Annotated in this window: 27 protein-coding genes and 1 tRNA gene; 14 read left to right on the plus strand and 14 right to left on the minus strand. The window is 41.9% G+C overall.

All coding sequences use genetic code 11. The features are described from left to right. Window positions 1-130 precede the first annotated feature (130 nt). The 3 genes from B9Y89_RS03685 to B9Y89_RS03695 all read left to right on the plus strand — a co-directional run bounded on the left by B9Y89_RS03685 (window position 131) and on the right by B9Y89_RS03695 (window position 2,512). Window positions 131-1,594 carry a flavin monoamine oxidase family protein gene (locus B9Y89_RS03685; protein WP_085522324.1) on the plus strand — a complete coding sequence of 488 codons (1,464 nt, stop codon included), beginning with the start codon at window positions 131-133 and terminating at the stop codon, window positions 1,592-1,594. A gap of 93 nt (window positions 1,595-1,687) precedes the next feature. Beyond that, window positions 1,688-2,050: a YjcZ family sporulation protein gene (locus B9Y89_RS19475; RefSeq protein WP_085521666.1), complete on the plus strand. Its 363-nt coding sequence runs from the start codon at window positions 1,688-1,690 to the stop codon at window positions 2,048-2,050. A gap of 108 nt (window positions 2,051-2,158) precedes the next feature. Continuing rightward, window positions 2,159-2,512, plus strand: a complete 354-nt coding sequence (locus B9Y89_RS03695; RefSeq protein ID WP_085521668.1) for a hypothetical protein — start codon at window positions 2,159-2,161, stop codon at window positions 2,510-2,512. Between the two features lie 10 nt (window positions 2,513-2,522). Here B9Y89_RS03695 and B9Y89_RS03700 read toward each other — a convergent pair whose 3' ends face one another. Beyond that, complete coding sequence (locus B9Y89_RS03700; RefSeq protein WP_176222092.1) at window positions 2,523-3,653, minus strand: SGNH/GDSL hydrolase family protein; 1,131 nt, start codon at window positions 3,651-3,653, stop codon at window positions 2,523-2,525. 289 nt (window positions 3,654-3,942) lie between these two features. Here B9Y89_RS03700 and B9Y89_RS03705 point away from each other — a divergent pair, with 289 nt between their 5' ends. Further along, complete coding sequence (locus B9Y89_RS03705) at window positions 3,943-4,410, plus strand: CBO0543 family protein (protein ID WP_085521672.1); 468 nt, start codon at window positions 3,943-3,945, stop codon at window positions 4,408-4,410. A 111-nt stretch (window positions 4,411-4,521) separates the two neighbouring features. Here B9Y89_RS03705 and B9Y89_RS03710 read toward each other — a convergent pair whose 3' ends face one another. The 4 genes from B9Y89_RS03710 to B9Y89_RS03725 form a co-directional block, all read right to left on the minus strand. Then, on the minus strand, window positions 4,522-4,932 hold the full coding sequence (locus tag B9Y89_RS03710) for a thiol-disulfide oxidoreductase DCC family protein (protein ID WP_085521674.1): 411 nt from the start codon (window positions 4,930-4,932) through the stop codon (window positions 4,522-4,524). A gap of 30 nt (window positions 4,933-4,962) precedes the next feature. Then, on the minus strand, window positions 4,963-5,514 hold the full coding sequence (locus B9Y89_RS03715) for a pyridoxamine 5'-phosphate oxidase family protein (protein WP_254901174.1): 552 nt from the start codon (window positions 5,512-5,514) through the stop codon (window positions 4,963-4,965). Beyond that, on the minus strand, window positions 5,514-5,945 hold the full coding sequence (locus B9Y89_RS03720) for a hypothetical protein (RefSeq protein ID WP_085521678.1): 432 nt from the start codon (window positions 5,943-5,945) through the stop codon (window positions 5,514-5,516). The genes B9Y89_RS03715 and B9Y89_RS03720 overlap by 1 nt, the downstream gene beginning before the upstream one ends. Before the next feature lie 149 nt (window positions 5,946-6,094). Then, window positions 6,095-6,167, minus strand: a tRNA-Val gene (locus B9Y89_RS03725). A 286-nt stretch (window positions 6,168-6,453) separates the two neighbouring features. On the opposite strand from B9Y89_RS03725, the gene B9Y89_RS03730 reads away from it, so the two are divergent. From B9Y89_RS03730 to B9Y89_RS03745, 4 genes are all read left to right on the plus strand, one after another. Further along, window positions 6,454-6,801: a YtxH domain-containing protein gene (locus B9Y89_RS03730; RefSeq protein WP_139822707.1), complete on the plus strand. Its 348-nt coding sequence runs from the start codon at window positions 6,454-6,456 to the stop codon at window positions 6,799-6,801. A 188-nt stretch (window positions 6,802-6,989) separates the two neighbouring features. Beyond that, on the plus strand, window positions 6,990-7,508 hold the full coding sequence (locus B9Y89_RS03735) for a YjcG family protein (protein WP_085521681.1): 519 nt from the start codon (window positions 6,990-6,992) through the stop codon (window positions 7,506-7,508). 3 nt (window positions 7,509-7,511) lie between these two features. Then, complete coding sequence (locus B9Y89_RS03740; RefSeq protein WP_085521683.1) at window positions 7,512-7,940, plus strand: GNAT family N-acetyltransferase; 429 nt, start codon at window positions 7,512-7,514, stop codon at window positions 7,938-7,940. A 90-nt stretch (window positions 7,941-8,030) separates the two neighbouring features. Continuing rightward, window positions 8,031-8,714: a DUF421 domain-containing protein gene (locus B9Y89_RS03745; RefSeq protein WP_085521685.1), complete on the plus strand. Its 684-nt coding sequence runs from the start codon at window positions 8,031-8,033 to the stop codon at window positions 8,712-8,714. 7 nt (window positions 8,715-8,721) lie between these two features. On the opposite strand, the gene B9Y89_RS03750 is transcribed toward B9Y89_RS03745, so the two are convergent. From B9Y89_RS03750 to B9Y89_RS03765, 4 genes are all read right to left on the minus strand, one after another. Next, window positions 8,722-8,916, minus strand: coding sequence for a hypothetical protein (locus B9Y89_RS03750; RefSeq protein ID WP_085521686.1), 195 nt, complete (start codon window positions 8,914-8,916; stop codon window positions 8,722-8,724). Window positions 8,917-8,972: 56 nt separating this feature from the next. Continuing rightward, entirely contained in the window at window positions 8,973-9,299 is a 327-nt protein-coding gene (locus B9Y89_RS03755; protein ID WP_085521688.1) for a hypothetical protein, read from the minus strand. Window positions 9,300-9,397: 98 nt separating this feature from the next. Next, window positions 9,398-10,357 carry an AAA family ATPase gene (locus B9Y89_RS03760; protein ID WP_085521690.1) on the minus strand — a complete coding sequence of 320 codons (960 nt, stop codon included), beginning with the start codon at window positions 10,355-10,357 and terminating at the stop codon, window positions 9,398-9,400. A gap of 153 nt (window positions 10,358-10,510) precedes the next feature. Continuing rightward, window positions 10,511-11,686, minus strand: coding sequence for a BMQ_0737 family morphogenetic spore coat protein (locus B9Y89_RS03765; protein WP_085521692.1), 1,176 nt, complete (start codon window positions 11,684-11,686; stop codon window positions 10,511-10,513). A gap of 127 nt (window positions 11,687-11,813) precedes the next feature. Between B9Y89_RS03765 and B9Y89_RS03770 the strand changes: the two genes are divergently transcribed. Both B9Y89_RS03770 and B9Y89_RS18960 read left to right on the plus strand, forming a co-directional pair. Continuing rightward, a complete protein-coding gene (locus tag B9Y89_RS03770; RefSeq protein WP_085521694.1) occupies window positions 11,814-12,653 on the plus strand; it encodes a hypothetical protein in 840 nt (279 codons plus the stop codon). Window positions 12,654-12,714: 61 nt separating this feature from the next. Further along, window positions 12,715-12,873, plus strand: coding sequence for a hypothetical protein (locus B9Y89_RS18960; RefSeq protein WP_176222093.1), 159 nt, complete (start codon window positions 12,715-12,717; stop codon window positions 12,871-12,873). Between the two features lie 56 nt (window positions 12,874-12,929). On the opposite strand, the gene fabI is transcribed toward B9Y89_RS18960, so the two are convergent. Both fabI and B9Y89_RS03780 read right to left on the minus strand, forming a co-directional pair. Continuing rightward, window positions 12,930-13,703: an enoyl-ACP reductase FabI gene (fabI, locus tag B9Y89_RS03775; protein WP_085521696.1), complete on the minus strand. Its 774-nt coding sequence runs from the start codon at window positions 13,701-13,703 to the stop codon at window positions 12,930-12,932. Window positions 13,704-13,824: 121 nt separating this feature from the next. Then, on the minus strand, window positions 13,825-15,672 hold the full coding sequence (locus B9Y89_RS03780) for a cation:proton antiporter family protein (RefSeq protein ID WP_085521698.1): 1,848 nt from the start codon (window positions 15,670-15,672) through the stop codon (window positions 13,825-13,827). A 269-nt stretch (window positions 15,673-15,941) separates the two neighbouring features. Between B9Y89_RS03780 and B9Y89_RS03785 the strand changes: the two genes are divergently transcribed. Further along, window positions 15,942-17,120, plus strand: a complete 1,179-nt coding sequence (locus B9Y89_RS03785) for an FtsW/RodA/SpoVE family cell cycle protein (protein WP_085521700.1) — start codon at window positions 15,942-15,944, stop codon at window positions 17,118-17,120. Here B9Y89_RS03785 and B9Y89_RS03790 read toward each other — a convergent pair. Genes B9Y89_RS03790 through B9Y89_RS03800 form a run of 3 tightly spaced genes read right to left on the minus strand, consistent with a single transcriptional unit; the run spans window position 17,117 to window position 19,500 of the window. Beyond that, complete coding sequence (locus B9Y89_RS03790; protein WP_085521702.1) at window positions 17,117-18,019, minus strand: RluA family pseudouridine synthase; 903 nt, start codon at window positions 18,017-18,019, stop codon at window positions 17,117-17,119. The genes B9Y89_RS03785 and B9Y89_RS03790 overlap by 4 nt on opposite strands. Before the next feature lie 27 nt (window positions 18,020-18,046). After that, entirely contained in the window at window positions 18,047-18,841 is a 795-nt protein-coding gene (locus B9Y89_RS03795) for an NAD kinase (protein WP_085521704.1), read from the minus strand. Between the two features lie 23 nt (window positions 18,842-18,864). Further along, entirely contained in the window at window positions 18,865-19,500 is a 636-nt protein-coding gene (locus tag B9Y89_RS03800) for a GTP diphosphokinase (RefSeq protein WP_254901193.1), read from the minus strand. Between the two features lie 110 nt (window positions 19,501-19,610). Here B9Y89_RS03800 and B9Y89_RS03805 point away from each other — a divergent pair, with 110 nt between their 5' ends. The 3 genes from B9Y89_RS03805 to B9Y89_RS03815 all read left to right on the plus strand — a co-directional run bounded on the left by B9Y89_RS03805 (window position 19,611) and on the right by B9Y89_RS03815 (window position 22,205). After that, window positions 19,611-20,207: a CYTH domain-containing protein gene (locus B9Y89_RS03805; RefSeq protein ID WP_085521706.1), complete on the plus strand. Its 597-nt coding sequence runs from the start codon at window positions 19,611-19,613 to the stop codon at window positions 20,205-20,207. A 735-nt stretch (window positions 20,208-20,942) separates the two neighbouring features. Then, on the plus strand, window positions 20,943-21,344 hold the full coding sequence (locus tag B9Y89_RS03810; RefSeq protein ID WP_085521708.1) for a globin domain-containing protein: 402 nt from the start codon (window positions 20,943-20,945) through the stop codon (window positions 21,342-21,344). Window positions 21,345-21,350: 6 nt separating this feature from the next. Next, window positions 21,351-22,205 (plus strand): DsbA family protein, encoded by an 855-nt coding sequence (locus tag B9Y89_RS03815; RefSeq protein WP_085521710.1) that lies wholly within the window; start codon window positions 21,351-21,353, stop codon window positions 22,203-22,205. The last annotated feature ends 247 nt before the right edge of the window (window positions 22,206-22,452 follow it).

Raw genomic sequence — 22,452 nt, forward strand, 5'->3', positions numbered from 1 at the left:
CTTTCGGAACAGCCTCGTTTTTTGGTAAAAAACGCAAAATACAGTCATAATCCCCCAATTAAGTTAATACAGTGAAATGGAATTGATTAAAAACCGGAGGGGATAGGATTTGGAACCAGCATTTTCAAAAATGACTCAATACCGGCAGGACGAGCGATCAATCATAAGGAATGGTTTACCGAAGACGCCGAAACCCAAAGACGTTATCATCGTTGGTGCAGGTATGTCAGGACTGGTTTCAGCTTCATTATTAAAGGAAGCCGGGCATCGTGTCACTCTGCTTGAAGCATCAGATCGAATCGGCGGACGCGTCATGACTAAGTATGCCCCGTTCTCGGATGGTCTTTATATGGAAGCAGGGGCTATGCGCATTCCAATCGACCATAGGTTAGTTTGGGAATATATCCAAAAGTTCAACCTCCCCATTAACCGCTTTATCAACGCCACAGCCAATGATCTGATATATGTCAATGGTGTCAAAACACGTTGGAAAAATTACGAACAGAATCCCAGCTTATTGGGCTATCCTGTAGCAAACCATGAACAAGGAATAACTGCTTCAGAACTTGTAGAATATGCTGTCCAACCGTTTTTAACACAGTTCAGGCAAACCCCTCCCCATCTCCGTCATCACATGAAAACAGCCTTTGACCAATACTCGTTTGCGAACTATTTTCGCTACAATCCATACGGAAGGAGCTTATCTCCGGCCGCCATTGAAATGATTGAACAGCTTCTTGCCGTTGATGGATTTCCGGAATTATCTTTTATTGAAATTTTATTCGAATTGTTTACGACCGTTTTTAATCCTGACACACAGTTTTATGAAATCACCGGGGGAAATGAGCGTCTCCCTGCTTCATTTTATCCGCAGCTTAAAGACAGTCTATATTTCAATCACTGTGTCAAAAAGATCAGTCAAAACGCCGGCCGTATGACGATTGCCGCTCAAAACACACAATCTGGATATCTTGAACACTTTTCTGCTGACAAAGTTGTCATGACCCTTCCATTTTCCATCCTTAAATTTGTGCAATTCGATCCTATAGACGTGCTATCTTACAAAAAACGCACCGCGATCCATAGTCTGCATTATGTACCCTCGACGAAAATCGGTATTGAATTCAATCAACGCTTTTGGGAGAAAGACGGTATCTATGGTGGAAAAATGGTCACCGATCTTCCAACGCGCTTCACCATCTATCCAAGTCATGACCTTGGATCAAACGGTTCAGGCGTTGTTATCGCGAGTTATACTTGGGAAGACGACAGTACCCCATGGGCTAGTCTTTCTGAACATGAACAAATCATTCAAGCTTTGAAGATTTTAGCAGAGGTTCACGGTGATCAAGTATATGAAAGCTTTGTCAATGGCGTGGTGCAAAATTGGGGCAATCACCCGTATTCCGGAGGTGGTTTTACTTTTTTTAAACCTAATCAACGATCAGAATTAGGGCCACATCTATCTGCACGGGAAAATCACATTCATTTCGCCGGAGAACATACATCAGATTATCATGGCTGGATTGAAGGCGCGATACAGTCTGGAATTCGTGCTGCCATTGAAATCAACTCAGGAGAGACAATGTATTAAAAAAATAGTAGCTGTCAGGATATTCACCCATACACACTTAGATATCTAGTCATATGATGTAATGTAACTTGACTAAAGGGAGTGTGAGTCAACATGGTAGGACCATATAGACACGGAGCTAATGAATCATTTGGCGCAAACGCAGGTTTTGGTGGTAATCCAATGTACGGAGCTAACGCAGGATTCGGTGGCAATCCAATGCATGGAGCTAACGCTGGATTCGGTGGCAATCCAATGTATGGAGCCAATGCTGGATTCGGTGGCAATCCAATGTACGGAGCTAACGCTGAGTTTGGAGGCAATCCGATGCACGGTGCTAATGCCCCATATACTGCAAACATGTCGTGCGGAGCCAAATCTCATTGCGGCAACTATGGCGGTGGAGGGAACACATTTGCATTAATTGTCGTTCTTTTCATCCTTTTAATCATTGTCGGTACAGCTTACGTTTGTTAATAACACATTGTAGGAGACCGGATCCCTTCCGAGTCTCCTATTACATATGGCGGACGGATAGGTCCGATTTCAGCTGGACAAGCTATCTTAATAATAGGAGGTGGAAAAATGAATCTTGTTCTAAAATTGGTTTGGTTTTCAGTTACATTGATTCTAGCTGATTTATATCTTGAAAATTTAGATTATAACAGTATTTATCAACCCATTATTGTTAGTATTGTTCTAGCCATCGTAGGTGTTTTTATGGAAAGGTCGATGTTGAGTGATCATACGTTTTGGCGATCGCTTATTGCAGATTACATTACCGCCGTTGTGATTGTCTACGCATCAGGTTTCTTTCTACCCTATGCGGCAATTGATATTTATGGAGCATTGTACGGGGCTGCCTTCCTAGGATTAATGGAGTATATCATGCATCGATGGCTCCTCCGGACAGACCGCATCAATCAGTCCCCAGCCTAGAACATGCCGGCTAGAAGCCGGCGTGTTCTTTTTTGTAGGAGGGTAAAACATGTTCTCTTATATAGAAAAACAATTGATTCCCGATTTTTTTTGTACCACGGTGATTGGGATGAACCCAGTCTCCCATATACCCCGCTTGTTGTGCCTCCTGAAATGTATTCCCGAGGACCTTTTGATTAGATATGAATGCATCATTATGCTGTTTTGCATAGGCTTTCATCGAATGAATAAAATTTAATAATCGCTTTTGTTTATACTTGACGGCATTGGGTGCATTGATAAGAATCTGACATTTGCTTGCTTCAAATGGCTTGAGATAGTGCCTCAAGTGGCGTCTAAATTCACCCACTGAGCTTCTGTACCTATCGTTTGTCCCGCCGTTAAAAATCAGCAAATCAGGCTTGAGCTGCTGAAGCCATTGTTTCATAAAGGCATTGTTCAATTGAGCATGCCAGCGTAACAAATCCCCCCCTTGTCCGATGCGACTAACGGCTACCCCGCCATTTTTTAAAAATATCCCGCCAAAAAGGGTCACTTTGCCAGATATATGCCGGATGACCACTTGACGATCCTGAACATGCTTAGGCAGTTCAATGGTTTTTAAACTTAATGATCCGCCTGTATCGACCTGAATGAACTTCTGATGACGATACCCTATTTTAAAGCTTCCGCCATCGGGTTGTTGTAAATAGAACACACGGCCGTATGTCCAGTCCTTTTTGAGATCGAAACGCAACCAATCAGATCGCCCCTTATTCGTATACAGTCCCTTTAAATCAAATGAATATTGTGAAGGATATTGACCCGGCTCTAAATCATTAATTTCCTTTAATCGCCGAGACATCTTTAATTGATGATGATCCTGCTTAAAATAAATACTGTCAAACGGGACATAACCTGGTCCCCCGTCCCCATAAGTCTTATGCATTTGGGGGATTAATGTATCCAAGTACCGGCTTTTTGTTTTATGAGTCAGAGCACCGTTGGTTAAACTATCAAGTCCTGCAACAATCAAGAACGGCCGCTTTTCTGGCGTCGCATCAGCTTGTTCAAAACGTCCATCAGCTGAAGGAATCGCTACTTGTATAATGACAACAATGAGACTAAAACCAATAACGAATAAGCCCAATCTTTTTACCACATCATTCATCCCTTATCAATCGTCCTTTTCATCCTTGCATTCTTACTGTTACCAACCCCCATAAAAAATTATTATCGACATATAACCCAGAAAATCTTTAGTGGAACGAAATACTATATATGTACCCCCTTTATTTTAAGTAAAAGATCCCCGAAAACACACTAAGCAGCGCTGCTTAGTGTGTTTTTTGTATCAGTAGGCCTTCGAACGAACCAAAGAATATTTGTAGTCCTGCATGTCTGTTATTTTAAGGGAAATACTATCGGTATGATTAACAGGCGGTGAGAATATGTCAGACAGGAAAATTTTAAAAGGGCTATTAGTTATAGGGTTAATTTCATTCCCTTTTACAGTTAAAAAACCGAGGACTTTGGAATGGATGTTCATTTATGTCGCTCAATCAATATTGGGCAGTTTGTTGGGAAACTTAGCTGTGGCCAATAAGTTGATCGCTTATCCGGTTCGCATTTCTCGAAAATATCATACATCACTTATCTACGAATGCCTCTTTTATCCAATGATGGGGGTTATCTATAATCGATGGACACGTACATCCAAGGGAATGTTCATAAAATTATTAATGCTGGTTGTGCCGACGACCATCTTAGAGATGATTTTCGAAAAATATACCCGGCTTGTTAAATATATCCGTTGGAATGGATGGGCCACCTTTTTAAGCGTATCCCTAAGCTTACTTTTCATGCGTGCATTGGGCAGTATCGTTCGGCGATGGACAAAAGGACAATCGCAGCCATGATGCGACGGCATATCATGGAAAGCAACCAACACAACAAATGAATCGATTGAATAATTTTGAAAAGTTCGAGGTTGAGAGCGGGGGGCATTTTTCTAGTCTGGAGCAAATCGATTAATCATCTTGATTGTCTTGAAAATGAACTTGACACTGTCCGTCATCACATTGTCCTACAGGAACAATGCTCCGACGATCCGCAATGAATCGGTACAACTTTTGCCCAAGTCCGACTTTCATAGATAGCCAAATGAACGGAACCAAAGCAATATAGATCGGGATACGCTTAGTGATTTCCAAGATTGTTGCAATCCCTGAAAAGCTTTGACCATCTCGTTTCCGTATACTATAGATCCGGTCTTCAACATCCATTCCGTGTAATTGATACGTTTCCATGACACCTTCAGTTCGAAAGGAAATGAATTCAATGTTCCCTAGTCGATCCATCTTACGCATCGCTCTCATGGCGCGCGTACACATCGGGCACCAGCCATCATAAAAAACTTTTAGCGTTGGCTTCTGAGACATTAGCGCTCCCTCCAAACTAATACTTATACGTTATTCCTTATGATCCCTTGCTACATGAAAAAAGTCCCCAGATTTAGTCCCACTTGGCTGACTAACATGCTGTAGTAACGGAATATTTTTCGAACAATGAATGTAGGCTTCCTCGACGGTAATCTTAACCCACGTTGTGATCGATTGATGATTCGGGAGTTCCGGATGTAAGTGATAGGCGTCTGCTTCTGAAAGGATGACTGCTGAGCCATTCACATGCAAGCCAACTTGATGTTGAAAAAAATCGATAAACAACAACGTTAAGTGAGGATTTTCAACCAAATTACCTAGACTCGCCATCACCCCGTTCCCTTTGTATTCCGGAAACAGTAAGGTCTGCTTATCGACGATTTTTATAAATCCTGGTGCACCGGTTTTAATAGAACAATCTGTTTGTCCTTCACCATCAGCGGTTGCCAAAAATACCATGCCAATCCTCTTGATAAAGGATTGCATCGCATCATTAAGATAATCTAGCATTTGCTTATCATAAAAAGCAAGGGCTTTTGCTTCACTGTCAAACTGCTGTTGCAGCCTTCGTTCTCCACTCATCATTTGCCCCTCTCTTCTCTATTGTCCTGATTGAGATGAGATGATTGCCCGGCCTCACGCGCATTTTCCAATACCGACTGCAGAAGAAAAATACGAGAAATTTGCCTTAAACGAACGATGATATATAGAAATGGCCCGACAAAGAACAGAATAAATAACAACAGTAACCAAACTGAAGGCTCTAAATGAATGGCGGACAGCCAGCCAAACGCTAAACCCGTGAAATTTTCCTTATATACATAAATGATGGTTATCATTGCCGCTAGAAATACATAGACAGCATGGAAAGTTAATTTAATATACTTGAAATATCCCTGCAATCCGTGTGAATATTGCCTATTAATATCACAACTCATATTTTGGACGTATGTTCTTAAAGTCCCCTGCGAAAATTTTTTCCATAATGTAATATAACTTCCTCTTAAACTCACCCCGGAGACACCCCTTCACATGTGACATCTTATTTCTATTATAATATGTTTTAGCACATCACACAGCTCTTTCGCTTGTTTTGTAAAAAAAGATTTGTATTACGTAAAAACGCGGTTCCTCGACCAAGCGAGAAACCGCGTTGTGACAGTGATCCGTACTGGGCTCGAACCAGTGACCTCATGCCTGTCAAGCATGCGCTCTCCCGACTGAGCTAACGGATCATAATTGCTTCAACTTTATCTTTTTGTTAAGGACAAGTATTAATATACCAGATAAATAACTATGCGTCAATAAAAATGTAAAATTAAAATGTCGTTCATATTCATTAGCTTATACAAATATAAAATATGAAATATGAAATCTTTCATGTTTATAAGTCTATCAATATTGGGTAATCCCTAAAATAAGAGGTGCCTACGATTCCATTATTTAATTTTTTTTTAAAAAGGGATTGAATGTTGTAAGCAAATTCGTAATAATATGAATAACAGTCCAAGGAGGTATATCATGACAGAACAAAATGATCAAACGAATAACAGTAGCCTTAATGTTAAGGATTTTTTAATTGGAGGCTTAATCGGCGGCATTGTTGGAGCGTCAACCGCCTTTCTAACAGCGCCAAAACCAGGTAAAGATGTTCGCAGAGATCTTGCTGACCAATCTGTCGCCATCAAAAACCGTTCATCTGATTTTGCTAGAACCGTTTCTGAACAATCTTCTAAAGTCAGTGACAAAGCTAAAGAATTAAAAGCTCGATTTAATCAGGACGATCAAACTGATCAGGAAGTTCCCGTCGACGATGACGATGATGAAATCGCGACGACAAAGGAACAGGAACCCGTTGAATTAAGATAGTTATCTCTGACAGGGCTGCCCGCAATAAATGGGCCAGCCCTTTTTTATACAGTAAAATCGACAGCACGGATGACATAATCTGGTATGCCTATATCACTTTTACCATGAACATGATATAATAAAAATTATGATAATACGTAGAGAAGCCCTTCCGCTTCACTAAGCACTACGATAAGGAGGAACCAATTATGAGATACGGAATTGCAATGTTTCCATCAAAAGAATTACAAGATAAAGCAAACGCCTATCGAAAACGCTATGACCCCCATTACTCCAATGTGCCACCGCATATCACACTTAAAGAGCCGTTTGAGCTTGAAAACGACGAGATTGACCTCATGATCAAACAATTTCGCAGCATCGCTGATAACCACGAACCCGTTGATATTGAGGTAAAAAAAGTGAGCTCCTTTCATCCCGTCAATAATGTGATTTATTTCAAAATCGATGAGCATCCGAATTTGATGCGTTTACAAGAGAATCTGCATGAAAACGAATTAGGGGATGATCGTGAATATCAATTTGTCCCACACATTACAATTGCTCAGGATCTTTCTGACGAGGAACATGCTGACATCCTGCAAAGCTTAAAAATGATGGATGTCCATCACAAAGAAACGATCGACCGCTTTCAACTTCTTTATCAATTGGACAATGAATCGTGGACTGTCTATGAAACGTTTCATTTGCAAAAGAAAGGAAAGTAATTGATGAACAGGCCCGTAATCATCGTAGAATCTAAAAAACAATATGATGACGCTTTGAATGTCCGGAACGAAGTGTTTGTGCATGAACAAAACGTTCCCGCTGATCTTGAGATCGATGAATTTGAAGACGACTCGACACATTTTGTCACTTATGAACAAGACAAACCCATCGGTGCTGGACGGCTTCGCCACATTGATCAAGTTGGCAAAGTTGAACGGATTTGTGTATTAAAGGCTTACCGGGGACATAAGGTGGGACAGGCCATCATGTGCGCCATTGAATCGTCCGCAAAAAAACAGGGGTTTCATACCCTTAAACTAAACGCCCAGAACCACGCTATCAAGTTCTATCAACAGTTGGGGTATGACGTTTGTTCTGATGAATTTATGGACGCGGGTATTCCTCACGTACAGATGACAAAATCTTTATAAAAAAGCAGCAAACAGCCTGATCTTAGGCTGTTTTTTGCATATTGGGCCGAGCTTTTAGCCACCCTAAGTTTTAAAGGGGTGTGACGGTTCATGGAATATCTTAGTTTAACAATTGAATTGATCGCCGGATACTTTTCACTTCTGGGCGCAACGAAGATTATGGGCCGAACCTCCCTCTCTGAGGCGACCCCTTTTGACTTCGTTGCGGCCATCGTCTTAGGGGAATTCGTCGGAAATGCGGTCTACGACTCTGAAGTGGATATCTGGCGGATTTTATTTGCCGTTGCTTTATGGGCTGTACTGATCCTTGCCATTGATCTCATTACGATGAAATTTAACATCACCAGAAACCTATTTGAAAGTAAGCCATCTCTACTTATCAAAAACGGGGTCGTTGACCGGAAAGAAATGAAAAAACGCCGAATGGACATCAATCGCCTGCAAACATTGTTAAGAGATAAGGAGGTTTTTTCATTCCGGGAAATTGAATACGCGATTTACGAACCCAATGGCAAAGTGACTGTGCTAAAAAAACCTATGTACCAGAATGTTGTTAGAAGTGATATGAACCTACCCAGTCAATCAAAAAGGCTCCCCCTGCTACTAATTAATGATGGGGTTCTCATTAAACGAAACTTGCTGCAAATGGGACAAGATGAGCAGTGGCTCCTCAATGAGTTAAATCAGCGCGGAATTAACGCCATCACTGATGTCATGTTAGCAGAATGGAGTCAAGAGGATGGACTGTTGGTCCAAAAATTAGATAACGCTTAAGTATCCACTAGATTCGAATATCGACACGTTGTCCCTTCTCATCCATCTGTTTTAGTCGCTGCTTTTGGAAATGCAAAGAGGCTTGATCACGGTGATCCTTGACAGGCTGAGCTTTTTCCACTTTCATTGGCGTCCGATGCCTAACTGACTTCATTGGCTGACCTTCAAAGTGCTTAACATGAACAGGTGGCAAATACCCCAAATCAATCACCTCATATGATTAATGATAGAGAGCAACCCATGGGTTGCTCTTTTTCTTTAAATCCACGATCCCCAAGGCCGGCGCGGTTCTTCACGATCATCATCGTGATCGTCATGATCCTGATCATCCTCTTCGTCGTGATCTTTGTGATCGTCTTTCCAGTTTTCCTGATCGTCATGACCCTCATGATCATGATGGTCCTTTTCCTCTTCCGAAGATTCGACTGGACGAATAGGGAATCCCCAGAAATCACGTTGAACCTGCGGGCCTTGTGGGCCTTCCCAATGCTTACCTTCCGTCTCGGGAGATAATTGAACCTCATCTGCTTTGATAATAAGTTTATCAACGTGAATGGTCTTAGGTTGCTTTCTTTCCTCCGACATCTTATTCCCTCCTAAAGATGGTTTCTTGACACTGTATGCGAAAGCACTAGGTTTTGTATAGTCCATCGCCTATAAGTGCTAGGATAAGAAGAAAGCTACTAAAGATTAACCAATATTTGATTTGTACTTTTGATTTTGTAATCTAACTCTTGAAAATAGACAAAGACCTCAATGGCCACATGATCATAGTACTTGGTTTCGACAGGAACTTGAAAATCACTGACAGCCAACTCTTCTCCGGCAGCTATGGACACCTGGGATACCGGATGGACCCATATTTCACCGCGTTCTCTAGCCTCCTGAGCCCAATCATTCTCCAGGAATGTCCATTGGAGCTGCTGGGTATCAACTTGCCCTTGGTCTACATGTTCTGCTCCTAAAATTCTCCCTTTTAATTCTGCCGCATCACCTGGAGTGAAACGAAAACACACAAACGGGGTTCCCAAAGATTGGGTACCGTTATTTTGCAAAATAAAATCTCCCCGGATCACACATCGGTTTTGATTCATAATCATCGCATAATCCAAAATACCAACTGCTAGACAGTCATCTTTCTTATTTGGATTTTTTTCCAAATCAGGTTTTTGATTTAACACCGCCTCGCCATTATTCTTTAACCGTTTATCTAAGATATTTAACCTTTTTTTATAGACAGATAGTTCTTCATCTTTCTCATTAAGATCTCTTTGCACTTCCGCGAGTAACCGTTCATAATCTTTAACACGTTTTTGATAAGCTTCTGAATTCGAGCTGCCCGCCTGTTCTTCCTGCCCGTTATTGAGTTTTTCCATCGCTGCTTGAAGTTCAGCAATTTTTTGTTCAGACTGTGTATGTTTAGCGACCACGTCATCATAAGCTTTTTTGAGCGCATCGTAGTCTTGTTTCAGTTTGTGATACTCAGTTCCGTCTTCTTTCAGGCGTTCGAGTTGTTCTTCCAATGCTTTAATCTTCTCCTCAGCGAAAATATGATCCTTCTCTAACTGTAATGATTTTTCCTTATAATAATTTTGTCGATCAATCAGCTGCGAATAACTAACTGTTTTTCGATCTTTATCCAAACAAAACGCCCCCTGACACGAAATCCTTTCTCCTAACAGCTTATGTAACAGCCGCCCATTTGTTGCCTGTTTGTTTTTCACTACGACTTATAGCAAAAAACGGGAACTCACCATGAGTCCCCGCTTCTCCTTCATTCATACTACAGTTGTGGCTTATTTGACATCCTGAAAAGTGACACAGTCTTCGACATCAATATTGCCTTCTCTGACATTTACGATGCCTGTATCAAAGAGAACATCGCCATATCTTTCATTGATGAGTTGGACTTGATATTCATCACCAGCAGGACCATCAACAAGGGCTAGATTAAAGTCAAGACGACGACCGTCGTTCGTTCGACCTTCACCGCTTACGACGACCTTCAGACCGTCACCGCCGTAGCATTCGCTACATTCAAGTGAGTCGGCATCAAAGCTATCGGCTGTGAATTGCAAATTCCGTAGGCCATCGCTTGAATCGGTGTCGTTAAAAGTGAGTCTGAACGTCGAATCAACAAGACTACAATTCGGGCAGATATCTGCTAGAATACCAACCTCGCCTTGTTCAGTTGCATCTTCACCCGTGAAACCGGAAGCTTCACCGCTTGCTTGGCAGTCACAATTCTTCCGTGGGAAAATGTCTGGGCATTGTTCCGGAAATTCAATCGGTGGACACTGATCAATACCTTCAGGTGCAGTAAGATCATTGTTACGCGGTGAACAGAACTTCGCCAGCACTTCCAGTTTGACTTCTGCTTCTACTTGCACATCAACACAGAACGTGACTTCTAATTCGAAACTGCGCGGGCATGGGCTATTGAGCAGCAACGTCCCGGACGAAATGCGACAGAAAATTTTCGACACCCGGCATAGAAGATCTGTACCGTTTGGATAGCATAATACGAACGATTCAAGGGCTGCTGCATCCAACACAGCCTCTGTGACGCATTTGCCGTAGCGATCCACCACTTCGATTTTTACGTCTGTATTGAACAACAAATCGACAAGTTGGGCATCGACAAATTCACCGCTAATCGGTACGGTTACATCGCGCTTTTCACCGACTTGCTCACAGAAGAAACCATTATCCTCGCAAAGGGTTGAATCACTTTGATTCAACGGAAACAAAGGTGGGGTCTCCGGTGTTTGACAAACGATTCTTAACGGCCGGCGCCCGGGATCCTCCATGGCTCTTTCAATGGCTTCCATTTGTTCATCATCAAAGGCAATGTTTTTTGTGACAGTTAGTGTATCTGTTACCCAGTCATAGACTTTAGGAACGCGAATACATTCATCTTGAAGGCTATTAGCGGCCCTTGGAATATTCCTTTGTTTATGGTTGTTACCCATGAAATAACCTTCCTTTCTTTTCAACAAAATCATTGTTGATTGGTTCATTACATAGTATGGAGATAACCAAGATATTGGCACTCATCTGCCCGCCCATTTTTTTATAGACTTTAAGGAGGCATCTGTGATGACCGTTCTCATCAACCAACAAACGGTCGAATTAAATCAACGCGAACAGGCAAAATTGCTCAATCTTCTCCCTTACTGGGGATTGTCATTGAATCAAGATCAAGCCATTGGACCGGCCTTTGACAAACACACGATTAATATACACTGTAGCCATAGTTATTTAATCGAACAAACTCAGGTTTACTTGCAACACACAGGCTTGACACTTATGCAAAACCAGCAGCAATCACCTATGTACGATGTTCAATTCTTCAATAATCATGATTACCCCATATCCGTACAAGCGGGCACACGGAACATGACTTACAATTTAAAACCCCTTCACCCCGGAAGTGCGACAACCGTTCAACGTTTCATTCACAAAAACTTGTGGTTACCGCCCGGTATGGAACCATATACCGTTATCATTGATGCATCCTATCAATCTAGAAGTGCAGAATGGCTCGCCTATCTATTCATGCAACAGATGAGCGATTCATTATTGCCTGATCTCAAACATATTTCCTTTCCAGTCTATCAATATCTTGTAAAAAAAGTGCTCACACCTTTGAATGAATCATTTGCCAAAACACAATTTTTTGAACAAAGTGAGCCTGATTTACCGCTATCACCTCAACCTAAACAGCAACAAGCTGTTGAAAAGCCGGCACCCCATAAAAAGCAGGTGTCATCGCAAAAAGGCAGCCATTTTGGCCATAAACAAACGAATCAACACACCATCAACCCTTTTAAGAATGGTTCCGATAGCGATCACGGTGGTGGTGAGACGATTAATCCCTTTAAACGTACCCACAAACAGCAAACAAAGCCATTCAATCCATTTAAAAAGAAGCGGTAGCCGACTGAACACGTTCACCCTTTTTTGAATATATTTGCGAGTAGGAAGAGGGGTGAGGCTGATGAAAAAACATGATGTTCAAGCGTTATATAAAGACGTGCAACGAAAAAAAAGCCTGCGTCGCAAGCAAAACCGGCAAACATCCTTATTTGCTGCCGAGAAACCTAATCAAGGTTGTAGGACGTGCGGAAAAGTCACTTGGAAACCTTATAAACAATAATCCATGGAAAACGGGTGGTTCAAGTTCACTGAACTTAAACCACCCGTTTTTTCTAATCAAATAATATTATACCCACTGTCAACATGAATGATTTCACCAGTAATCCCCTTCGATAATTCACTCATTAAAAACAAGGTTGTGTTGCCAACATCCTCTTTTGTTACCGGTCGGCGTAAAGGAGCGTTGTCTTCGATATCCTTTAAAATGTCATTGAAGCCAGACACTCCTTTGGCAGATATCGTACGAATCGGCCCCGCAGATATAGCGTTAACCCGGATTCCATCTTTGCCAAGGTCATTGGCTAAGTACTTAACACTGGCTTCTAAGGCGGCTTTGGCCACTCCCATCACATTATAATTTTGCACGACCCGCTCACCGCCGATATAGGACATCGCGACAATACTTCCCCCTTCAGACATAATCGGCCGAGCGAATCGAGCCACAGCTGCGAGTGAATATGAACTGATTTCTTGAGCCATTAAATAGCCTTCACGGGAGGTATTGACATACTCCCCATTAAGTTCTTCGGTATTAGCATACGCAACAGAGTGAATCACACCGCTTATGACACCCACTTGTTCTTGAATCGTTCGAAAAGCTGTTTCAATCTGTTCCTCGTCGGCCACATTACATTGTAAAACCATGGGATCCACAGCTCCATCAAGCTTTTCCACTAATTTTTTCACTTTCTCTCCAGATCGTTCTCTACTGTATGTAAAAATCAAACGAGCTCCTGCATGATGCAGCGCTTCCGCGACGCCCCAAGCTATGCTGCGTTGGTTAGCAACACCCATAATGACATACGTATGTCCTTGTAATGATATTCCCATATTCTAAAGTAACCTCCTTAAATCAATTCACTTATTTCCGACACACAGGACGTAAATATTATATCATGACCTTGTAAAGAAAGAAAAACGCACTTCCATTTCACCAGAAGTGCGTTCAAAATTATTGTGTACATAGCATCCGCTTAAGTTTTTCAACATGCTCTTTACTCCCTGAGACAACCAAGTGATCGTCCATATGTAACTGAGTATCACCGTGAGGAATAATCGAATCGTTGCCCCTGAAAATCCGGACAATAATGGCATCACCCAAAAATGGAAACTCACGAAGCTCTGTGTGCTCGTATTTGGGATTCTGCATCGGTACTTCATATAAGCCCGTATCTTCTTTTGTTAAGATATCAATAATATTCGGTGATTCAACCATGGCTTTTAAGATGGTTTTTGTCGACAACATTGTTGCAAAAGTATCAATGTTTTGTTCCTTCAAATCTTTTCGTGTATCTGGTCTTTCAATTCGAGCAATCACCCGCTCGACCCCACGTTCTTTTGCAGCACAAGCTAATTCTGCATTCGTGTGACTATCACCGGTTGCAAACACTAAAATATCGGCATCAAAAACTTTTAAGCCATCCAAAGTCTTAACATTATAATCAGGCAGCTCCGTAATAGCGAATTTCTGGTCTTGACTTTGAGCGAAGCTGTCTTCCTTCTTACCCTGTTTTTTGTGATACATAAAGGTTTCGTAGTCTTCGTTATCGAGTTCCAAAGATAGTGGTAACGTAATCTGGTTAGCCCCGATAAAAGCCACAGATTGCTTGGCATCATCCGAAGCAAACGGGAACAATTTTTTAAAGACAATCGGTCCCATAATGCAGCTAAGAACCCCGACAAGAATAATGGCTGATGCTGTTTTCGTGGCAATCATACCCATTTGTTCAGCGATTCGGGCTGCGGCAATAACCAGAGTCAGTTTAGCTGAAATTAAGCTGCCGATACTGAGTACCGTCTTCCAATCATACCATTTACGTAAAATAAGGCTCGGAATCAATTTCGCAACTACAAACGCTACGAATAACAATGGAATCAGCATCAGAACTTCAGGATCCGTAAGCAATGATCGCAAATTAAGATCAACGCCAATCATTACAAAGAAGATCGGAATTAAAAAGCCATAGCCAAATGAATCCAGCTTCTGAACCATGGTTGGATTAGGTGATAATAGAGACACAAGCACCCCCGCTAAGAAAGAACCGAGAATGATCTCCGTTCCAAGCTGACTCGCCAGACCCACAAGCACGATAATCAACGTGAAAACAGCGCGAATATCAATCTGAATCGTTCCTCGAGTCATTGTCTCCATAAACGACCGTGATTTAAAGAATTTACCTAATAAGTAAAGTAACACACCTGCAGCAAATAAAATGAGTAACAACCATGTACTCCCGCTTGCCCCTCCAGAAACTGATACAAACACCGCGAGTAAGATCATGGTTGCAAGATCCCCGACGACAGTGATCAGCAAAATATTTTGCCCGACACTTGATTTTAAAATGCCTGAATCCTTAAGCGTCGGAACAACAATCCCTAGTGAGATCGTTGAAATAACCAAAGTTAAAATATATTCATTGTTACTGAACCCTAACCAGACGATCCCCAAAGATATCACATAGGATAGCAATAAGATTGAAGTAAAAATCAGTAAAGCCAGAATAGGTCCATTGGGTTCTTGCTTTTTTTTGTCTTTCTTTTTATTTTGTGCAAAAACGGAAAAATCGATTTCAACACCACTTAAAAATAAGAGGTAAATGAAACCGAGCGTTGACAGAGTATCCAGAAATGAACCGGCATCAATAATGTCAAAGCCTGTTTTGCCAATAATAATCCCGGCAATAATTTCTGCAACTACGACAGGTATAAAATGCAAGCGAAACCGATTGAGCAAAATCGGTGTGATAAAGGCGGCAAGGACAACAATAACCAGTGATTCAAATGATTGTGCATGAGTCATGACAAGCCTCCTTGCTTCTCAAAGTGTTATATGTAAAACCATTTCATTTTGTCAGTCCCCATCAATTTAACCGACTTTCTACATTCTTTCAAGAAAAAAGTTTGGTGTCTTAGGCTAACCAAAAAATATCTAATTTAGACACTTAACGACCGAATATCAAGGGATTAAAATTGTGTGTCAAAGCATTGGGACTGTTTTTTTTTTGACGCAATTAAGATATGATAGGAAATGATGTTTAAAGAACTGGTTAAAGAAGAGGAACGATACCCATGAGTCAAAATGACCCCAAGTTAACAACCAAAATTGATTATACGTTGATTTTCGTCGTTTTTTTATTAGGCTTGACAAGTTTAATTGCGATTTCACAGGCTCCGGACCCAGATGGGAACTTGACGATTACATCTGTCATTCAAAAGCAAATTTTATGGTATGTCGTCGGTTCTGTCGTCTGCGTTGTCGTATTTATATTTGATTACGACAAATTGCAAAACCTCGCATGGTTTGTCTACGGATTCGTCCTATTATTATTAGTGAGCTTAATTGCCTTCAAATTGGGTATCCCTGTGCCTTTTGCTCATGAATCCAATGGGGCTTACAGCTGGTTCCAATTACCAGGAATCGGAACGATTCAGCCGGCTGAATTTATGAAGGTCGCACTCATCATTGCCTTAGGACAAATTATTTACCGGCACCGTGACACTTATGATCATCCAAGTGGCAAACAAGATTTGCTCTTAGTCGGGAAAATTTTCATTACGGCTTTCCCGCCGTTTGCCCTTGTTTTGATTCAACCCGATTTAGGAACGGCACTTATATTGTTTGCAATCACGTTTTTTCTTATTTTTGTGTCTGGGATTCGTTGGCGATGGCTGCTGATGATGATCACCTTGGTTATTTTAGGTGTTGCTTTATTTTTTTACTTATTTTTCAACCATCCAGACATTTTAAACACCATTCTTGAAAAGCACCAATTGAACCGGTTTTCCGCTTGGTTGAACCCTAATGAATACTCTAATAATATCGGCTATCAACTCTTGCATTCATTGACATCCATTGGATCAGGCCAACTTTATGGACGAGGAATAGAGAGCACGTCCGTGATTTTACCTTTTGGCCATACGGACTTTATCTTCGCAGTCATTGCCGGCCATTTCGGCTTTTTTGGCGCCAGCGTTGTCATATCACTGCTATTTATGCTGATTTATCGAATTGTCAATGCCGCTTTAGCAACCCATGATCCGTTTGGGACTTATATCTGCACAGGTATCATCGGCATGCTGACCTTCACGATTTTTGAGAACATCGGCATGACGCTTCAAGTCATGCCGATCACCGGCATCCCGCTTCCGTTTCTTAGTTATGGCGGTAGTGCCCTGCTCAATAACATGATTGCCATTGGTCTCGTCTTAAGTATTGAAGCCCGGTCACGGCGTTATATGTTTGATTAGATACTTGACGAATGTTGAATGATGCCATGAATATCCGGCGAAGGGGGAGCACTAACAACAATCGTTTCCTCTGTTAGTGGATGTTTAAAGGATAGATGCTGGCTATGTAAAGCTTGCCGGTGAATCCTGGTTAGTGAACCACCGTAGAGGTCATCACCGGCTAATGGATGACCGATATGAGCAAAATGCACCCGAATTTGATGTGTTCGACCGGTTTCTAACCGAATTGTGACAACATCCATACCCGCCAATCTTTTGACGACCTTATAATGCGTCCGAGCCCATTTTCCATCTTCTCGGACGCATCTTTTGATAATACTTCCCTCTTCCCTGCCAATAGGGGCATCAATAACTCCTTCTACTGCTTGCAGATGTCCTTCCGCAACCGCCAAATATTCCCTTTCTATAGCCTTACTATGTTGCATATGAAAAAAACGTTCGTGAGCGTAGCGATGTTTGGCAATTAAAATTAAGCCTGAGGTATCCCGATCAAGACGGGTGACCGTATGTACAGTGTAAGGCAGGTGCTGCCCTTGTAAATAAGCCAAAACACCATTAGCTAATGTGCCATTAGGATATTGAAAGGAGGGAATGACCGGTAAATCCGGCGGTTTGTTGATAACCAAAGCGTCATCATCTTCATACTTAATATCGAGGGGCATCGACCGAGCCATTAACGTATCGCTAGTATGCTCAGGGGGAAATTTGATGACCAGTTCATCACCGGTGGTGATCCGATAACGAACGGTTGCGGGTTGACCATTAATGAAAAATTGTCCGCCAAATTTAATCGATTTAACAAGCCGCCGGGATAGCTTGAGATGGTCAAATAAATAGGTTCGTAACAAGACGCCATCCGCGGCGTCTTGTATCACTTGCTTTAGAGTGTAAGGTTCCATAGAGTGCATCCTTTCAAGTAGTGTCCGTCAATCGCTGATGAATGATTCTTTCACGCGCTTCCAAAATGGGAACGGCCGGAACCGGGCAAACCGGACTTTTTCATGGGCAACGCGGCATTGAATCGATTTAACATCCTTATGAACAAGAAACAAGTGATCAATGGTCACGTCAAAATTAACGTCATTCACAGGACGGAGCATACATGTATGATGCTGAGGCAAAATCAGCGGTGAACCGACTGTCCGAAACACACGGTTATTGATTGACGCCATCTCTGCTAATTGAATGGATGGTAATGAGGGGTGAATAATCGCCCCTGATAACGCTTTGTTATAAGCGGTGCTTCCAGAGGGTGTTGAAATGCACAGTCCATCGCCACGAAACGTCTCAAATGTTTCTCCCTTAATGACAACATCCATAACTAATGAGCCTTCCATGCTTTTCACTGTACACTCATTCAGCGCAAGATAACGCTTTTCTTTTTTATCATCATTAAATCGTACTGTCACTTCAAGCAATGGATAGTCCACAATATGGAAGGGCGTTTTCGCAATATGTATTACAAGCTTTTCAACTTCTTCCGGCGTCCAGTCAGCATAGAAACCGAGATGACCGGTGTGTACGCCGACGAACGCTGTTTCATCAAGTCGGTGGACATAACGTTGGAAGGCGTACAGAAGGGTGCCATCGCCGCCAACAGAAATGACAATATCCGGTTCTTCTTCATCATAGACGAGTTCAAAACCGGTCAAATAACGCTTGATTTGTTCTTGGATTTGGTTAGAGGTTTCATCACCTTTAGATTGGATTGCAAATCGCATGCTAACATCTTCCTGTCTATCAATTATTTTTTTCGGCTTTTGTCATCGGTCTTCTTTAGATAAAAATGTTTCTGCGCTTCCTGGATTTCTTCTCTAATCTTAGACATCTCTTCATCTAATCGGAAGGCCGCTTCAGCTGCCCGTTGCAGACGATTTTTGATTTCTATCGGAATCTGGCCTTCATATTTATAATTCAATGAGTGCTCAATTGTAGCCCAAAAGTTCATCGCTAATGTACGAATTTGAATTTCAACTAAAATATTTTGTTCCCCTACAATGGTTTGAACAGGATAACTGACCACCAAGTGATAGGACCGGTAACCGCTGTCCTTTTTATCAGCAATGTAGTCTCTTTCTTCCACGATCTGCAGGTCTTCACGACTGCGCAGAAGTTCAATAACGGTTCGGATGTCATCAACAAATTGACACATCACACGTAAACCAGCTATATCCTGCATGGTATGTAATTGATTAAAGGGGATATCCTTCCGCCTTGATTTATCAAGAATGCTGGGAACCGGTTTGACGCGCCCAGTCACAAATTCAATTGGTGAATGCTGCGATGTCATTTCATATTGTTCCCTGTACCCCCTTAACTTTATTTTCAATTCATCAATGGCTTGATGATACGGTGTTAGAAATAGGTCCCAGTCCAATATGGGTCACCACCTAATGACTTTGATTGATGGGGTTTTTAAAGATTGTTTCCCAACCTCCATTATGTCATAATTTGATTATACTTACCAATTCGTGATAGGGGTCACAAACAATGAGTCAAGAACTTGAGATTGAATACAAAAATTTATTAACGCAAAAGGAATTTGATACACTTAAACACCACTTTCAATTGCAGCAACACGATTTTTTCAAACAGCACAATGATTATTTTGATACATACCATTTTGAACTCAAACAAGCGAGTGCTGCCTTACGCATCCGTCAAAAACAAGATCAGTATACATTGACATTGAAACAATCAGCACCCTCCGGCATCGGCTTAATGGAAACTCATCAATCGATTGAACAGAAACAAGCTGAACATATTATAGCAACCGGGGTATTGCCTGAAGGTGACGTACGCAAAGCGCTTAGAGAAAGCAATATTTCCACCGATAAACTCCAATACCTTGGGCGTCTGTCAACGGAACGGGCGGAGTTAGCCTATAAAGATGGAACGCTCGTACTTGATCACAGTTTTTACTTAAAAAAGGATGACTATGAATTGGAATATGAAGTGTCCGATGCCCACTTAGGTCGAAAGCAATTCGATGCGCTGATGCACGAGTTCAAGCTTCCCGAGCGCCCCCCACAAAATAAAGTACAACGATTTTTTGTGAGAAAATTCAACGGTGATGTTGAATCTTAATTAGCACTGGGCCTTTGGGTCCCGGTGCTTTTATTTCGCAGGTTGTCCCAAAGGAGACGCTCTGTCCCGTGAGTGTCCCGTATCTTAATAAAAGTGTCCCGGAACATAAATTTTCTGTCCCACATTTCATCAATCTCGGAACGCACGTGTCCCATTGGGTGTGCGCTGTCCCGAGGCTGTCCCGTACCTCAATAAAAGTGTCCCAAACTATAAAGATTCTGTCCCGCATTTCATCAATCTCGGAACGCACGTGTCCCATTGGGTGTGCGCTGTCCCGAGGCTGTCCCGTACCTCAATAAAAGTGTCCCAAACTGTAAATTTTCTGTCCCGTATTTCATCAATCTCGGAACGCACGTGTCCCATTGGGTGTGCGCTGTCCCGAGGCTGTCCCGTACCTCAATAAAAGTGTCCCAAACTGTAAAGATTCTGTCCCGTATTTCATCAATCTCGGAACGCACGTGTCCCATTGCGAGTGTGTTGTCCCGAGGCTGTCCCGTACCTCAATAAAAGTGTCCCAAACTGTAAATTTTCTGTCCCGCATTTCATCAATCTCGGAACGCACGTGTCCCATTGCGAGTGTGTTGTCCCCATCAAAGAGTATGAGATATGCCCCACACGATGCCTTATAGTTGCCCTTCTCTACAGATCCTTGCTAAAATATAATCACATTACGACATCAGACTTAAATCGCATGATTCACTTAATTTTGTCTAATATTAATTATTGGGGGATCATATGGAATACCCGGATCAAACGATATATGAAGGGATCGGAGGAGCCGATAAGGTGGCAGCCCTTGTCGATCATTTCTATGATCGCGTTGCCCGCCACCCTGATCTCGCACCGATTTTCCCAGATGATTTAACTGAGACGAAACGAAAGCAACAGCAATTTCTCACTCAGTTTCTTGGCGGACCGTCCTTATACAGTGAAGAACATGGACATCCGCGCCTAAGGGCTCGTCACTTGAGATTTCCGATTGGTGCCGCTCAAGGTCGTGCATGGTTATCCTGTATGCAAGCGGCGATGGATGCAGTCACGATTCCTGAACCTTGGTGTGAGATCATGTTTGAACGTTTGACGTTAACGGCACACCACATGGTAAACTTACACGAGGAAAACAGCCTAGAGAGGTGATACGTCGTGCAACCATTTACGCAGAATGCCGCGTGTGAAGGATCTAATGGGACTTGTACAACACCTCAATATCAATCACAATCACACAAACCCATTGAAATCTATTCATTTATAGATCCATTATGTCCTGAATGCTGGGGACTCGAACCGATTATAAAAAAATTAACGGTAGAATACAGTCAATATTTCACATTAAGATATGTGATCGGCAATCAATCAGCAAGTCATAAATATTCAACCAAGGAAAAAATGGCCCATTTGACAGGAATGTCCTATGATGGTGCTGCCACACAAGCGCTCTCGACATATCAAACATCCATTGCTGTCAAGGCCGCTGAACTGCAAGGAAAAAGCGCTGGACGTAAATTTTTACGGCGATTCCGAGAACAACTTTTTGTTAACCAGGCCCATATGAATCAAGAAGATTTATGGATGGATTGCGCAAAAAGTATTAACCTTGACCTTGATGAATTTAAGAAAGATATCGAATCAGAACGCCCGTTTAAAGCATTGCAGTGTGATCGAAACATCACTTCGGAAATGGACGTTGACAACTTGCCGGCATTTGTCTTTTTCAATATTAGTGAGAATGATGAAGGGATCAAAATCAACGGTCGTTATCCCTATCATGTGTATGTCCAAGTGTTGACAGAATTGTTAGGCGAAACACCGAAACCTGAATCCCACCCACCGCTTGAAGCTTTTATGTCTAAATATCAATTTGTAGCAACACAAGAAATCGCCATGGTTTATGATATGGATCAACAAGAGACGGAAAAAGAAATGAAGAAACTGCAGCTACGGCAATCCGTGGAAGCCGTTCCCGTCAAATTCGGTACCTTTTGGAGGTACACAGGCTAATTCCCATTTTAGAGACATGAAAAGGACACCTTCACCATATTTTTTATAATAAAGGTGGAGGTGTCTTATTTCATGAAAAAATGGCTCATCATCGCGTCCCTATTTGTTAACGGGGTGTCCTTTATGTTCTATTTATTAAGCTTACTGAATATATACCCCCCGCTAATATCAGGTTCCATCTTTTTTATTTCACTGCTTGTCACCATTCAACTCATCACGTATAAAAGACAGTACGGAAAAAATGAAA

This window comes from Tuberibacillus sp. Marseille-P3662 (genome assembly GCF_900178005.1).
Classification (GTDB): Bacteria; Bacillota; Bacilli; order Bacillales; family Sporolactobacillaceae; genus Marseille-P3662.